A 15,290-nucleotide genomic window follows, 5' to 3' on the forward strand; every position below is an offset into this window, starting at 1 on the left:
AGCGCATCAGCTTAGGTGTTAAGCAAACTGAAGACGATCCATTCAACGCTTATTTAGCTGACAAGAAGAAAGGTACTATCGTAAACGGTACTGTTTCTGCTGTTGATGCTAAAGGTGTGACTGTGGAACTGGCTGACACTGTTGAAGGTTACATCCGTGTAGCTGACATCAGCCGTGAGCGCATCGAAGATGCATCTACTGTTTACAATGTAGGTGACGCTATCGAAGCTAAGTTCATGGGTGTTGACCGTAAGAACCGTTCTATCAGCCTGTCAATCAAAGCGAAAGACGAAGCTGAAGAAAAAGAAGTAATGGCGACCTTGAATAAACAAGAAGACGCTGTTATTAGTAATGCAATGGCTGAAGCGTTTAAAGCAGCTCGCAAATAATCGCCTGTTGTTAAAGGGTGGTTCGCCACCCTTTATAGGTGACTGTGTTTGGCTTGATAATAGGGGATAGCTAGGATGACAAAATCCGAACTGATCGAAAAACTCGCCACCAGGCAGTCGCAGCTGTCGGCGAAGGAAGTTGAAAGTGCAATCAAAGAGATGTTGGAGCAAATGGCAACAACATTAGAAAGCGGTGATCGTATTGAGATCCGTGGCTTTGGTAGTTTCTCGCTTCATTATCGTGCGCCGCGTACTGGCCGCAATCCAAAGACAGGTTCATCTGTCGAATTGGAAGGCAAATACGTCCCGCACTTTAAGCCAGGCAAAGAACTGCGCGAGCGCGTTGACGCCGTTAATGTGTGATTGACCGCATAGTGAAAAGCCTCCGTTAGGGGGCTTTTTTGTATCTATTGTAAGGCAAAGCTGGTCAGCCCAGTGAATTTCTTGGATAATCAGAAAATTGAAACGCGTTTAGGGAGTGCAGCGTGAAATCTTTTATGGTGACTGTCCTTGTGGCACTGTTATTTATTCTGGCGTTAATCTTTGGCGCGCGTAACGAACAGCTTGTAACTATTAGCTATTTTGTGGCCCAAGGTGAATATCGTCTACCCGTAGTATTAGCGATCGTTTTCTTTGCTGGCTTTATGCTGAGTTGGTTATTTGCTTGCTATTATATTGTGAGACTGAAACTGACTTTAGCGGCAACCCAAAAAAAGTTAAATGTGCAACTTGCTAAAATGCCCCCGGACGTAGACGCCTAATATGCTTGAGATCCTCTTTCTGTTGCTCCCCATTGCTGCCGGTTACGGTTGGTATATGGGGCGGCGGAGCATAAGGCAAAATCAAACTAATCAGCGTAAGCAACTAAGCCGTGATTATTTCACTGGCCTTAATTTCCTGTTGTCGAACGAGTCAGACAAAGCGGTCGACTTGTTTATCAGTATGCTCGATGTGGACGATGAAACCATAGATACCCATCTGTCACTCGGTTCGCTGTTTCGTAAGCGAGGCGAGGTCGACCGTTCCATCCGTATCCACCAAAATCTGATCGCTAGGCCAACGCTCACCAATGAGCAGCGCGATATTGCCATGATGGAACTGGGCAAAGATTATTTGGCGGCGGGATTTTACGACCGCGCAGAGGAAATTTTTATTAATTTAGTCAGCCAAGACGATCACAGTGAAGAGTCTGAAACCCAGCTAATCGCTATCTATCAAGTGATTAAGGAATGGCAAAAAGCTATCGATATCACTAAGCGTTTAAGCCGTAAACGCCAGCAGACGTTAAAGCCCATCATAGCCCACTTTTATTGTCAGCTCGCCGATGAAGCCAATGATGATGTAGAGAAGATTAAACTGCTGCAGCAAGCACTCAAACAAGATCCTAAGTGTGGCCGGGCTTTACTCACACTCGCCAGAAAATTCCTCGATATTCAAGATTACCTACAATGTAAAGCCATGTTAGCGGCACTCAAGAAAGCGGATATTGAACTCTTTGCCGATGCCCTGCCGACGGCGAAACAAGTGTACCGCGATACCCAAGATAAAGAGGGCTATCAGGAATTACTGGTGGGCGCTATGGCTGAAGGCGCTGGCGCATCCGTGGTGGTGGCGCTTGCCCAACATATGATCAGTCTTGATGAGCTAAAAGCCGCTGAAAATATGGTACTCGATGCACTGTATCGCCATCCGACGATGAAAGGCTTTCAGCATCTGATGCAGATGCATTTGCGTCAGGCCGAAGAAGGGCAGGCTAAGCAAAGTTTAACTATGCTAGAGCAGCTGGTTGAGCAACAAATTAAATTCCGTCCAAGCTACCGTTGTAAGGAGTGTGGTTTTCCTTCCCATGCGCTTTACTGGCATTGTCCTTCCTGTAAACACTGGGGCAGTATTAAACGGATCAGAGGCTTAGACGGCGAATAACCTTTTTGAAATACCTAGTTAGTGTAACCCCGTTGGAGAGATGATGACGACTAAACCTATCCTCGTAGCGCTTGATTACGATAATAAAAACCACGCTTTACAACTGATAGACAAACTCGATCCCAACATGTGCCGCCTTAAAGTCGGCAAAGAAATGTTTACCCTGTTTGGCCCGCAATTGGTGAAAGATATCCATGATCGCGGTTTTGATTTGTTCCTCGATTTGAAGTTTCACGATATTCCCAATACGGTCGCTAAAGCCGTAGCGGCTGCCGCTGAGCTAGGTGTGTGGATGACCAACGTGCATGCCAGCGGTGGCTTAGCCATGATGGAAGCGGCAAAAAAGGCTTTGCAGCCCTATGGTGACCAAGCGCCTATGTTAATTGCCGTGACGGTATTGACCTCCATGAGTGACGACGATTTGAGGTTGATTGGGATTAATGTCCCTGTCTTTGAACATGTTCAGCGTTTAGCTAAGCTGACTAAACAAGCAGGCCTCGATGGTGTAGTGTGCTCTGCCCAAGAAGCGACAGCGCTAAAATCACTATTAGGCAAAGATTTCAAGCTAGTGACGCCGGGGATCCGCCCTGTGGGCAGTGATGCTGGCGATCAACACCGGGTGATGACGCCGCCAGAGGCGATTGCTGCGGGTTCAGATTATCTTGTGATTGGCCGTCCCATCACCAAAGCCGCCGATCCGTTAGCGGCATTGCAAGCGATCCACCAATCATTGGCATAGAATAATAAATCACCCCTAGAGTGCATATCTCACAGTTCACGGAGAACGCCTATGTTTAATGCTACGATGTTTAACTATCAAGGTAAGAATGTTGTCGTTGTCGGTGGCACCAGTGGGATAAATCTCGCGATTGCCATTGCGTTCGCGCAGGCTGGCGCCAATGTCGCTGTCGCAAGCCGCAGCCAAGATAAAATTGATGCCGCAGTATTGCAGTTGCAACAGGCCAATCCTGACGGTATTCATTTAGGGGTGAGCTTCGATGTGCGCGATCTTAGCGCCCTCGAAGTCGGTTTTGATAACATCGCTTCCGAGTTTGGTTTTATCGATGTGTTAGTCAGTGGCGCGGCGGGTAATTTCCCCGCCAGCGCGGCAAAGCTTTCGGCCAATGGTTTTAAGTCGGTGATGGACATTGATTTGCTCGGCAGTTTTCAAGTGTTAAAGCAGGCGTATCCTTTGCTGCGTCGTCCCAATGGTAATATTATTCAGATTTCGGCGCCGCAGGCTTCGATTGCTATGCCAATGCAAGTGCATGTGTGTGCGGCGAAAGCGGGTGTTGATATGCTGACGCGAACCTTAGCGTTAGAGTGGGGTTGTGAAGGGTTGAGGATTAATTCGATTATGCCTGGCCCCATAGCAAACACTGAAGGCTTTAATCGCCTTGCGCCCAGCAGCGCACTACAGCAGAAAGTTGCCCAGTCCGTTCCATTAAAACGCAACGGTACAGGCCAGGATATCGCCAATGCCGCATTATTCTTAGGCTCAGAATTGGCGTCCTATATTACAGGAGTTGTGTTGCCGGTTGATGGCGGTTGGTCCCTTGGCGGCGCCAGTATTGCGATGACAGAGCTTGGCGAATTGGCCGCAAAAATGTAGTTTAGTTTTAGATTATTGACATTAAAATTTAACACTTTGATTTTATAGAAATTAATTAGGTATGATCCATGGCTAATGCATTACAAGAGCAGCTACTCAAAGCAGGGCTTGCCAGTAAACAAAAGGTTCGCGACGTTAAGACCCAAAAACGCCGTGACAAAAAATCCCGAGTAGACGATGGCTCAAGTGCTTTTAAGCAAGAAGTGGCCGAGCAAAAACGGTTGCAGGCCGAAAAAGATAAAGCGCTGAACGAGCAAAGGTTTGCCGAGGCATCCGAGCGTGGACAGGTGCGCGGTTTAATCACTGAGTTTACTAAGTCTGCGATTAAGATCCCAGTTTATGCCGAAGTGAAGTTTAACTATACCCTTGATAATAAAATCTATTCTTTGTACATAGATGAAAAACTACAGGCTGAATTGCTCAAAGGGCAGTTAGGTATAGTGCGTTACGAAGATAAGAGTTACTTAGTGCCCCATAAGTTAGCCGAACGGGTCAAACTGCTGGTGCCGCAGTGGTGTGGTTATCTGTGGCAACAGGATGAATCTAAAGCTGTGGTGGTTGAAGATGATCCCTATGCAGATTATGCGATCCCTGATGATTTAATGTGGTAATTACCACAGACCTGTGAGCCAACGCTACGACAATCCTGTGGTAAAGCTTATAAAATAGAGACCCTTAAGTTAAAGCTTAAGGGTTTTTTTATGGGTTGAATTTATACTTTGCTCACGTACCTCCATATTATTCGCGGCTGTATTTGTAATGAGATTGTTTTCTACAGCGAACTCGTATAAATTAAAACAACTGTTTTAATCCTACGTTTAAGAGTCTACCAATGAACCCTTATCAAGCCCCGTTAACGGATATGCGTTTCCTACTGGAACAGGTATTTGATGCCCCTAACACTTGGGCACAATTGTCTGAGATTGCTGAAATGGTCGATATCGACACGGCCAATGCCATTCTTGAAGAAGCAGCCAAGATCAGCAGTGAGTTGATCCATCCACTGAACCGGACGGGCGATGAGCAGGGCGTGTTGCATCAAGATAATCAAGTGATTACCCCCGATGGTTATAAAGCGGTATATGATCAGTATTCCCAGGGTGGTTGGGTTGGTTTATGTGGCGATCCTGAATTTGGCGGCATGGGTATGCCCAAAATGCTCGGCGTATTAGTCGACGAAATGGCCTACAGTGCCTGTAATGCGTTTACGCTTTATGGCTCGTTAACTGCGGGTGCGGCGTTATGTATCAATGCCCACGGTAGCGAAGTATTGAAACAAACTTATTTGCCTAAGTTATATTCCGGCGAATGGGCGGGTGCTATGGATATGACAGAGCCACAAGCGGGTTCAGATCTGCGTAATATTCGCACCCGCGCCTTGCCGCAGGATGATGGTAGTTATGCCATCACGGGCAGCAAGATTTTTATCACGGGTGGCGATCACGATTTAACTGAAAACGTCATCCACTTAGTGCTTGCCAAGCTACCGGAGAGTAAAGGCATTTCACTCTTCCTAGTGCCTAAGATATCGCTGAATACCGATGGTAGCTTAGCCAATGCCAATGGGGTATCAGTGGGTTCAATCGAGCACAAGATGGGCCTTAAAGGTTCAGCAACCTGTGTGATGAACTTTGATAATGCCCAAGGTTTCTTGATTGGCGAGCCCAATCGCGGCCTAGTGTGCATGTTCACTATGATGAACTACGAGCGTTTAGCGATTGGTATTCAAGGGCTGGGCAGTGCTCAGGCGGCGTATCAGATGGCAGCAGATTATGCTAAAGAGCGTAATCAAGGCGTTGCCGCCGGTGGCTCACCGACGGGCAGCGATTCCGATCCTATTATCGTCCACGGTGATGTGCGCCGTATGTTGTTGACCATTCGAGCGATGACAGAGGCGGGCCGTGCTTTGTCTGTGTTTACGGGACAACAGCTGGATCTAGCAAAATATGCCCAAGAGGAAGTGAAAGCTAAAGCAGCGCGCTATGTGGGTCTATTAACGCCAGTAGCCAAGGCATTCTTAACCGACCGCGGTCTTGATGCGACGATCATGGCGCAGCAAGTCTTTGGTGGTCATGGTTATATTCGTGAAACGGGCATTGAGCAATTAGTCCGTGATACCCGTATCGCGCAGATTTATGAAGGCACCAATGGCATTCAAGCCATCGATTTCCTCGGTCGTAAAGTCACGGGTGATAATCTTGCCGCATTAAATGAATTTGTCGCTGACTTGAAAACACAAATGCGGGCATTTACCCAGGTTGATGCGGTGAAAGTGGCGGCAGTATGTGCGCGTTTAGATGCCTTAGTCATAGTCGCTGAGTCGATTAATGAGCACAAAGTCGCTCAGCCTGCGCTTATCAATGCCTGCGCGGTCGACTTTTTAGATGCTTTTGGCTACACCCTGTATGGTTTCTACTGGTTGGCTATGGTCGATAAGGTCGCTGCCCATGAAGATAAAGCGTTCGCCGAGCAGAAAGCCTATTTGGCTAAGTTCTATTTTGATAAGTTACTGCCTAAAGCCGATTATCATTTAGCCCAGGTGAGGGCTGGAGATACAAGCACTATGGCGATGCCTGCGGTCTTGTTCTAATTTTTCATCCATTCATAAAAAGCACTGAGTAATCAGTGTTTTTTTATTGTGTCATTGGCGATAGCCGCGGTCGCTAATGGCTCAGCTTCATGGTTTTAGCATCGGTTTGGCTCGCGGTGTTTACCTGTGCCGGGGGGATTTCTCTTAACAGTGTGGTGAGGAAATCGGCGCTAAAGGCGGGCTTATTCGGTTTGTTAGGCTCTGGAGCCATACCATTTTCGAGCACCACAAATAAAATGTCCTGTTGCTGCGGTAAACGCATAAAACCCGCTAAATTTGCCACTCCCTGCATTGACCCTGTTTTGGCGAAGATAAGGTTTTTCAGGGGCGGCTTGGTATAGCCTTGGCGATATTTAAGAGTACCACTCACGCCCGCCTGGGGCAGACTCGCAATGAGCCCACTGAAACGTGTATCCCTGTGCATTAGACTGAGTACATCGGCGAGCTGCCTAGCATTCAATAGGTTATACCGTGAGAGGCCTGAACCATCGACGATATTGGCACTCGATAAATCGACGCCTAAATCAGTTAGAATGTGCTTCATTGCCGCGGCGCCATGGGTAAAACTACCTTGGGTGCGATAATAGGTTTTGCCCACTTGCTTAAACAGACTATCGGCGATCAAATTATCCGATTTAAGCAGCATAGTCGTGAGCAATTCAGGTAAGGGGGCTGAGCTATGGCTGGCAATCAGTTTTGCTTTTTGTGGAATATGCTCCCCGATCTGTACTTTGCCTGCAACCGTCACTTCGCCCTTAAGCATGGCGCTGAGTGTATCCTTGGCAAATTTCTCAGGATCGCTCACGGCGATAGCGAGGGGAATGGCTTCACTGCCAGGATAGCAGCCACGTAAATGATACTGGTTCTGCCCTAGGCGCACGAGATCGAGCTGACAAAAATCGCGATTGGCCTGTTGGTCGAATACGGCATCGCTACTCACTTTGACCCCATAACTGGCAGCACGGAGTTTGACCCGAGCAGTTTGTGTGGCACTGCTCGGGATGAACTGACCGTAAACGCAATTTTGGTTGATAATATAGCTAGAGACGGGTGCCGCAAAACAAATGCCTAAATCGTCCCATACCCAGCCCGGTGCTTGAAGTTGTTCCTGTTTATCGCCAATCAAATATAAGTGGCCCTCGATGCGAGTGATCCCCTGTTTGACTAAACTCGCAAAAATGCCCTTAAGATCTGCCTGCGTTAACGTGGGATCGCCATTAAAACGTAAATAAACACTGCCCGCGATATGGCCATGGCGAATGGGGGCATCGCTCCACAGTTCGGTGACATAACGGAACTCTGGGCCAAGTGTCGCCATGGCCGTGACTGCCGTCAGTACTTTTTGTGTGCTGGCGGGGATCAATAAGGTATCTGGCTGATGGCTGTAAATGAGTTGATTGCTGGCTAAATCGAGCGCTATCACTGCGGTTTGTGAATGGCGCGGACTGATGTCTGCCATTTGTTTAGCAAAGAGGGCCGAGTTTTCAGGGGGACTAGGCTCGGCTTGCAAACCTAGGGCTGCTAGTAACAAGCTAATGTAAAGCGTTGTTTTGGGTAAGCTATACATGTGAGGGTTTAGCCTGAGTACCGAAGTTAATGTTCATTATTTCCATCATCTTTCTCCATAAGACGATACAGCCTTAAGGTGACAAATAACACTAAACCAATAAACAGTGGCAGGATCAATAATCCGAGTTGGGTTTTGAAATGAAAAATCCCCCAAGCCAAGATAAGCGTCAGTGCGAGTGTGAGCAGAATTTTTTTATTCATAGTCTCTATCATTCATAGTATCGGTCTGAGTAACCATAGGCGCTTTAGTTTACGCTAGCTTGTATGCTAAGGTTATTTTAGCCACAATCGCGCCACTTTTGCCCATTAACTTCGGCATTAAATCGTTTCAGGTCAAATTACCAGCAAAACCGTTAGGTTTAACGGAGCTTTTAGTCGAAAAGTCTTGCCGAGACGCAGTGAAGTCGGTAATTTCTACCCCTTACGATTTTAGGATCTCAGGTAATAACTAAACCATGCCTCATATTAGTATGCGCGGCTTACCCCAGGCAGTCGTTGCAGAGTTTAGCCAAGCATTACTGCAGGCTTTGGCGGCGATATGTAAAGGTAATGCAGAGAGTTTCACATTAGATTGGATCCCCAGCATCAGTTACCGTAATGGGAAAATTGATCAACGTTTCGTCCAAGTCGAGTTACTCTGGTTTCCGGTTGACCCTGATATCCATCTCAAAGTAGAACAAACGATCAGGCTGGCAGTGACAGAGGCCTATCCAGAATTAACTCATATTGCTGTGATGTTTTTGTCACTGACCCCAAGTACTTCCTATCGGGGTGGTCAGCATGTATAAAGGAGGATTGCCTTGCTAGATAAGCTTGGTGGAATAGCCGTTCAACCCGAGGCTTTAACGTGGTTGCTCACGCCATGCCGATTTAAGGCAGAGTTACTCGCTCGCATCGAAAAGGCTCAAAAGAGTATTTATATTGCCGCGCTCTATTTAGAAGATGACGAAGCAGGACGGGAGATTTTACAGGCCTTGATGGCCGCTAAAGCGCAAAATCCCGCATTAGATGTTAAGATCCTCGTTGATTTTCACCGGGCAAGACGTGGCCTGATTGGTCATAAAGGCGATAGCGGTAATTATCTTATGTATCGCCGCGTTATGGCCGGGGCTGAATATCCTATCGATATTATGGGAGTGCCAGTTAAATCCCGTGAATTTATGGGCGTACTGCACCTTAAGGGCTTTATTATCGATGATGCGGTGATTTACAGCGGCGCTAGTCTTAACAATATTTACTTACAACAAAGTGAGAAATATCGTTTCGACCGCTACCATGTGATTGAGTCGGCCGAATTGGCGCGCAGTATGCGGGCGATGATCCAGCGTTATATTATTGCCGATCCCGCGGTTGCTTCACTCACCCAAGATGCGCAGCAGGAAGTGCTGCCGCCCAAAAACGATGTGCGTAGCTTTAAATTGCGTTTATCGGAGGCGGAATACGAGTTTGCATCCATCCGCAGTGGCAATCGGATCACGCCTTTGCTCGGATTAGGTCGCAAGAAAAACCTCCTGAATAAAGTGGTGGTTGCTTTAGTCGAGGAGTCTAAGGACTCGTTATTTATCTGCACACCATATTTCAATCCCCCTTACATTTTAGTGCGCGCCTTAGCTAAGCATTTACGCAATGGCAAGCGTATCGATATCGTGGTCGGCGATAAGACGGCGAACGATTTTTATATTCCGCCAGAGCAGGACTTCTCGACCATTGGGGCGCTGCCCTATATGTACGAGCAATCTCTGCGTAAGTTTGCTAAGCGCCAACAATGGGCAATCGACAATGGCCAGTTGAATATTCATTTGTGGAAGCACGGCATCAACAGTTATCACCTTAAAGGGATCAGTGCCGACGGTAAAAAGCATTTGATCACAGGTTCCAATCTTAATCCTAGGGCGTGGGCACTGGATTTGGAAAATGGCCTGTTGATCCACGATGAAACCGCCTGCTGGAAAGCGCAATTTGAAGCCGAACAGGCACATATACTTGAACACACACAGCGGTTATATCACTACAGCCAAGTGGATACGCTGCAAAGCTATCCTGCACCGGTGAAAAAAATCATGACTCGGATCAGAAGGTTAAAAGCGGATTTTTTACTGCGGCGTATTCTCTAGTCAAATTTTGCCTAATAAAAAGCCCACAGATTTGTGGGCTTTGTTGTCTTTAAGCCGTACGGGTTATTCCTGTTGCAGCTTGCTTATCCCCGTTAGGATTTGATAACCGACTTCAACCCGTGGTGGTACGGGATAGTTTTTATTGCTTAGTAAGACGATCCCAAGCTTTTGTGCGGGAATAAAGGCGACATAGGCTGCAAAACCACCGGTTGAGCCGGTTTTATTGATCCATACATTTGACTGCGGCCCAAGGGGCGGCACTATGGGTTTAACTGGCGTACTGCCAAACACCACTTCCTGAGTATGCCCCATAAGTATTTTATCAAGATCAATAGGATAGGAGTAATGCTCCCAAATCATATCCTGGGTCATCATGCCGACATCAAAGTATCCGGTGTGGGTCTCATCGAGTGCCTTTTGCAGTGGTTTAGCCAGCGGGTGCATTTGCATATTAGCCTCCACAAAATGCAGCAGATCCGTGGCTGTGGTTTTTACGCCATAGGCTTCATCGGCTAATACGCCGGGATTAACCCGCACTGGCATGTCTTGCTTATTGTAACCTTGGGCATAATCGGCCATTTTGCTGCTCGGAACCTGGATATAGCTGCTGGTCATACCCAATTGCGGAAATAGCATTTGCTCAAGTGCTTGTTGAAACGTTTTATTTAAACTCTGTGCGGCAATCATGCCTAGCAGGCCAATGCTAGGATTGGCGTAATTCCTGTGCGTCCCTGCGGCAAATGACGGTTGCCAATGCTTAAGATAATCCATTAATTCCGCGTTATTCGTGACCTTGTCGGGCACTTGCATCGGCAGATCTCCCGCAGTGTGAGTCGCTAAATTGATGAGACTAATCTCGTCAAAATGGCTGCCTTTTAATGCAGGAACATAATCACTGGTCATATCCGTGAGGGTTAACTTGCCTTCGATTTGTGCGTAGTTCGCCAGTGTCGCGGTAAAGGTTTTACTGATAGAGCCAATCTCGAACAGGGTATGTTCAGTCACACTTTGCCCTGTGGTTTTAGAACTGACGCCATATTGGTAAAAATACTGTTTTCCATCAAGGGTGATGCCAATCGCTGCGCCGGGAATACCATATTCGGCCATCAGAGGTTTGACTGCGGTATCTACAATTGATTGGATGTCTCTGGTATGAACCGTTTGGGCCGTCGTGACATTAGAAAATAGCGTTGCAGTGAGCAGTACGCCGCTTAATAACGGCATGGAGGCGAGCAGGGTATGTCGTTGCATAGTTTACCTTTTATCTAAATTGCATTTATGGAGTCCAGATTGAACACGATATTACGGCAATTCCCCGTTAAGTTAAGCCCTTACTGATATTTAGCATTATTTTCCCTCAGGAGGTAACTAAAACGTTAACCTCGCTAATCCAGTGTTAAATGCAATGTGCTGACATTGAGTTTGGTATTACAGCTGTTGCACCCTTTACGGCCAAGGGATAAACTGCGCCACCGCGAGAGGAAAGAGCTGAATAACTTAGCGGCAATCCCTAATAAGTTTGAAAGAGAATTGGTTTTATGGCTTTAACCCCACATGCAGTGCACCATTTATATCAGTACCGTAAGTCTCTATCGACTAAGCCCTTTGGTGCCCGTGGTAAAAAACTGATCCGCTGTCCATTATGCCTATTAGGTGAGCAGTTCTGTACCTGTGCGCTGCGCCGTCAGTTACAGACTCAAGCCAGTTTCCTGCTGATCATGTATAACGATGAAGTGCTAAAACCAACTAACAGCGGGCGCTTGATTGCGGATCTTATCCCTGACACGCACGCCTATATTTGGTCGCGCACTGAACCCGAAGCGGCATTACTTGCCTTGCTCGATTCTCCGCAATATCAGCCCTATTTAGTGTTTCCGGCCCAATATGCGGAGCAGGGACAAACGGTACTGAACCAAGTGCCGATATCGACGTTAGCCGAAGGTAAACGGCCGCTGCTAATCATGCTCGATGGTAGCTGGCGTGAAGCGATTAAGATCTTCCGTAAGAGTCCATACTTGCATTCGTTGCCAATGCTATCATTCGATCCCGATACCTTGGCAACCTATGCACTGCGTAAGGGTAGCCATGATTTTCAGCTAGGCACCGCCGAGGTCGCATCCTTGGCTTTAGGAGCGATTGGCGAGGCGGCTAATGCTAAAGCCTTAAGTGCATGGTTTGATTTGTTTGTTGAATCATCTTTACTGGGGCGTAATCGCCGTTGCCGGGAAGATCTTTTGCCGATCACAGATTTTACCGATGCCTTCGAGCTTGCCTTTGAACAGGCGAGTGGCCGTACAAGTTAATCTTTTTTGATAATCAATCCAGTCATATAAAAATCCCCTACTGAGAGGGGATTTGTTACGTGTAGCAATTAGCTTATGGGGACTCTAGATTAAGAGGACCCATGCACAAACATTTTGCTTATACGGCGACTTCTTTGCCATCTAATTTGCGAATAACCACAGTGGCGGCGCGAGGACGTAATGTGACTCCAGTTGGCGTTTGTTCAGCGGCATTGGACGAATAAGGCCAGTTACCGGGATGCTGAATGTTAGCAAATACCGAAGTGTAATCAGGGCTAATGGCAAAACCTGTTACTTCACAGTCGTTGGGACCGACAAAGAAACGCTTTAATTCCATTTGATTATTGGCCGTTACGCCTACTTGTTTCTCTTGGCCATCCACCAGAGTTGAAGGTACTATTGCGAGCATTTGATCGTTAGTTTCTTCGGTAACTTCCTTGGCACCGTTGTCGGTTTGAACCCACAAGATACCGCGTTCATCAAAGGCTAACCCATCTGGGCTGGCAAATTGATTAAGATCGGTTAAGCCTGACAAGTTGGTCTCAGCATTGCCATCACTGGGTGATCCAAAAACAAAAATATCCCATGTAAATTCAGTGTCTTTATCGCCTTCATCCCAACGAATAATATGGCCAAAGTAGTTTTTAAGTCTTGGGTTGGCAGGATTCGCTTCGGTACGTTTCGAGTTGTTGGTCAGGGTCAAATAAACTGAGCCTGTGAACGGATCGACCGCGCACCACTCAGGTCGGTCCATAGGTGTTGCGCCGACTAAATCCGCTGCACCCGCGGTGTTTAAAATAATCTCGGCCAAAGTTGCGAAGCTATCGCCTAAGGTTTTGCCGTCTGTGGTTTGGCCATCTAGAGTCAAAGGTAACCAAATACCGCCACCATTTTCATTGAATTTAGCGACGTATAAGGTCCCTTCATTCATGTACTTATCACCCGTTTGCAGGCGGTTGCTGCTGTCGGTATCCTTTGCATCCCAGGCCGCTGAAGAAACAAATTTATAGAGGTATTCGAATTGAGAATCATGGCCAGAATAGAACACGACTGGCTTGCCTTCGGTCAATTTGCCAAAGGTACAACCCTCATGACGGAAACGACCAAGGGCGGTACGTTTTACCGCGCGAGATGTGGCATTGTACGGGTCAATTTCGACAATATAACCGTGGCCGTTTGCTTCGTTACGGTAGTCATCCTGCGCACTTGCGCCCTTTGGCGTGACATCGAAACGGGCAAATTCATCGAGGCGTTCTTCATCGTGACCGGCAAGATCGTCCCAGCCATAACGTGTGCTGGTTTTACTGATCCCGATGCGACTCTGATCGGCGGTTAAGCTACCACGGTTAGCAAAATAGCCAGGCCAATTTTCTTCACAGGTCAGGTAAGTGCCCCAAGGCGTGTAGCCATTGCCGCAGTTATTTAAGGTGCCGCGAGCTTGGCTGCCATCGGGAGAGTAGCGGGTTTCGAGTAGCGAAGAGTAGGCCAGAGGACCGCTGATATCCATCACAGTCGCGCCAGTGAATCGACGGTTATGGCCATCATTACTGACAACTTCCCATTGATTATTCATCAGTTTTATACGCACAACCGATACGCCGTGGGCGTTAATTTCTTTGCGCACTTCATCGATAACAGTGCGAAGACCAGAAGTGGGGTCAAACGTCTGGCCCGTAGGGTGCAAAGCATCTTCGTCAATGTATTCATGGTTAATGCAGAGCAGGCCGTCATCACCCGTATCATTTAATGGGAAGAAGTGCATACCATCGTGGTGCATGCCCACTGAGTTGGCTTGGTCATCGGCCGTGTTACTGCCATCGGCTTTCCATGGCGCCGCTTTTGCGTTTAATGGCGTGCCCCAAGGTGCTAACACCTGCGCTGTGTAACCTTCTGGCACGACAACCGCATCTAAGCGAGAACCGGCAACTGAGGTGAAATTCAGTTTTGCACTGCTTTTTGTTGGAGGAACGGGTACAACAGGATCGACGGGGTTGGGTGTTGAGGCATTATCAGAGCCACAGCCCGTTAAACCTATACCAGCAAAGGCGGTCATGGCGCTAATACCGAGCCCGCCTTTAACAAAGTTACGACGGGATAAATGTTTATCCAACACTTGGTTAAAGGGTTCATTATTGCTTTTATTATAAAGTGTCGGGTCAAAGGTGGCCTTGCTCATATTGCACTCCAGTTAAATGGTCGGATTTAAAATCGAGCCTTAGCCTGTCATAGCAATATGACAATAAAGCCGAGTTTGTATGACAAAAAAGCGACAAAAGTGGACTAAACTTTTTGATGTTAATGATGCAAATGGCTAAAAATAATCTTAAATTTCATCAAGATTAAGGTTGTACGTGACTTATTTTTTCGGTCACGTAAACTCTTTAGAGTGCAGGTTGCGGTACCGATCGCAATGCCATTATTTTAGGGAAAAAATTATGTCGGTTGAGAGGAAAATTGCCGTATTATGCCGAGTGGAACCCGGTTGTCTTGGACCCGATGGCCGCGAGCATATAGAAGCTTTTTGTGCGTTGGCACAAAGGGCAATGCAGCATTTTGATGTGGATATTGCTACTTGGATCCTTACGCCAAGGTACGATAAAACCTTAGAGGAAATGCAGTACAGCGTGGCAAATAAATTACTCTCGCATGCTCAGGCGACGCAGTATTTTGCCTTAATCGGCCGAGATATAGACGCATTTGAAGAGCGTTTTCAAGATAAGTTAACCTCACTCATCACTCTTTACCTTGCAAGAAAGTAGGACACTATCTCAGGTAATGGTTGTTGGCCTC

16 protein-coding genes are annotated in these 15,290 nt (G+C 47.2%); 12 read left to right on the forward strand and 4 right to left on the reverse strand.

The genetic code is table 11. From position 1 onward, the window contains the following. The 8 genes from COW15_RS01685 to COW15_RS01720 all read left to right on the forward strand — a co-directional run. Positions 1 to 389: S1 RNA-binding domain-containing protein (locus COW15_RS01685; RefSeq protein WP_293629149.1), on the forward strand; the 389-nt coding region annotated here is incomplete at its 5' end. Between the two features lie 75 nt (positions 390 to 464). Further along, positions 465 to 752, forward strand: a complete 288-nt coding sequence (ihfB, locus tag COW15_RS01690; protein ID WP_007647758.1) for an integration host factor subunit beta — start codon at positions 465 to 467, stop codon at positions 750 to 752. A 122-nt stretch (positions 753 to 874) separates the two neighbouring features. After that, positions 875 to 1,150: a lipopolysaccharide assembly protein LapA domain-containing protein gene (locus COW15_RS01695; protein WP_293629175.1), complete on the forward strand. Its 276-nt coding sequence runs from the start codon at positions 875 to 877 to the stop codon at positions 1,148 to 1,150. Between the two features lies 1 nt (position 1,151). Beyond that, entirely contained in the window at positions 1,152 to 2,312 is a 1,161-nt protein-coding gene (gene lapB / locus COW15_RS01700) for a lipopolysaccharide assembly protein LapB (protein WP_293629177.1), read from the forward strand. A 43-nt stretch (positions 2,313 to 2,355) separates the two neighbouring features. Next, positions 2,356 to 3,051 (forward strand): orotidine-5'-phosphate decarboxylase, encoded by a 696-nt coding sequence (pyrF, locus tag COW15_RS01705; protein WP_293629179.1) that lies wholly within the window; start codon positions 2,356 to 2,358, stop codon positions 3,049 to 3,051. A gap of 51 nt (positions 3,052 to 3,102) precedes the next feature. After that, positions 3,103 to 3,924, forward strand: a complete 822-nt coding sequence (locus COW15_RS01710) for an SDR family oxidoreductase (protein WP_293629180.1) — start codon at positions 3,103 to 3,105, stop codon at positions 3,922 to 3,924. A gap of 68 nt (positions 3,925 to 3,992) precedes the next feature. Beyond that, entirely contained in the window at positions 3,993 to 4,535 is a 543-nt protein-coding gene (locus tag COW15_RS01715) for a DUF2058 domain-containing protein (protein ID WP_293629182.1), read from the forward strand. Positions 4,536 to 4,756: 221 nt separating this feature from the next. After that, positions 4,757 to 6,514 carry an acyl-CoA dehydrogenase family protein gene (locus COW15_RS01720; RefSeq protein WP_293629184.1) on the forward strand — a complete coding sequence of 586 codons (1,758 nt, stop codon included), beginning with the start codon at positions 4,757 to 4,759 and terminating at the stop codon, positions 6,512 to 6,514. 73 nt (positions 6,515 to 6,587) lie between these two features. Here COW15_RS01720 and dacB read toward each other — a convergent pair whose 3' ends face one another. After that, positions 6,588 to 8,081, reverse strand: coding sequence for a D-alanyl-D-alanine carboxypeptidase/D-alanyl-D-alanine-endopeptidase (dacB, locus tag COW15_RS01725; protein ID WP_293629186.1), 1,494 nt, complete (start codon positions 8,079 to 8,081; stop codon positions 6,588 to 6,590). Positions 8,082 to 8,107: 26 nt separating this feature from the next. Next, positions 8,108 to 8,284, reverse strand: a complete 177-nt coding sequence (locus COW15_RS01730; protein WP_293629188.1) for a hypothetical protein — start codon at positions 8,282 to 8,284, stop codon at positions 8,108 to 8,110. Positions 8,285 to 8,538: 254 nt separating this feature from the next. On the opposite strand from COW15_RS01730, the gene COW15_RS01735 reads away from it, so the two are divergent. Together COW15_RS01735 and pssA are read left to right on the forward strand one after the other, a co-directional pair. Beyond that, on the forward strand, positions 8,539 to 8,871 hold the full coding sequence (locus COW15_RS01735) for a DUF1904 domain-containing protein (protein ID WP_293629190.1): 333 nt from the start codon (positions 8,539 to 8,541) through the stop codon (positions 8,869 to 8,871). A 12-nt stretch (positions 8,872 to 8,883) separates the two neighbouring features. Continuing rightward, positions 8,884 to 10,197, forward strand: a complete 1,314-nt coding sequence (gene pssA, locus COW15_RS01740) for a CDP-diacylglycerol--serine O-phosphatidyltransferase (RefSeq protein ID WP_293629192.1) — start codon at positions 8,884 to 8,886, stop codon at positions 10,195 to 10,197. 63 nt (positions 10,198 to 10,260) lie between these two features. Here pssA and ampC read toward each other — a convergent pair whose 3' ends face one another. Next, the gene (gene ampC, locus COW15_RS01745) at positions 10,261 to 11,448 is read right to left on the reverse strand and encodes a class C beta-lactamase (protein ID WP_293629193.1); all 1,188 of its coding nucleotides are present in this window, start codon (positions 11,446 to 11,448) and stop codon (positions 10,261 to 10,263) included. Between the two features lie 287 nt (positions 11,449 to 11,735). On the opposite strand from ampC, the gene COW15_RS01750 reads away from it, so the two are divergent. Next, positions 11,736 to 12,500, forward strand: coding sequence for a tRNA-uridine aminocarboxypropyltransferase (locus COW15_RS01750; protein ID WP_293629195.1), 765 nt, complete (start codon positions 11,736 to 11,738; stop codon positions 12,498 to 12,500). Positions 12,501 to 12,618: 118 nt separating this feature from the next. Here COW15_RS01750 and COW15_RS01755 read toward each other — a convergent pair whose 3' ends face one another. Beyond that, positions 12,619 to 14,676 (reverse strand): PhoX family phosphatase, encoded by a 2,058-nt coding sequence (locus COW15_RS01755; protein ID WP_293629197.1) that lies wholly within the window; start codon positions 14,674 to 14,676, stop codon positions 12,619 to 12,621. A gap of 259 nt (positions 14,677 to 14,935) precedes the next feature. On the opposite strand from COW15_RS01755, the gene COW15_RS01760 reads away from it, so the two are divergent. Next, entirely contained in the window at positions 14,936 to 15,259 is a 324-nt protein-coding gene (locus COW15_RS01760) for a hypothetical protein (RefSeq protein ID WP_293629199.1), read from the forward strand. Positions 15,260 to 15,290: the final 31 nt, after the last annotated feature.

This window comes from Shewanella sp. CG12_big_fil_rev_8_21_14_0_65_47_15, from assembly GCF_002783505.1.
Taxonomy (GTDB): domain Bacteria; phylum Pseudomonadota; class Gammaproteobacteria; order Enterobacterales; family Shewanellaceae; genus Shewanella.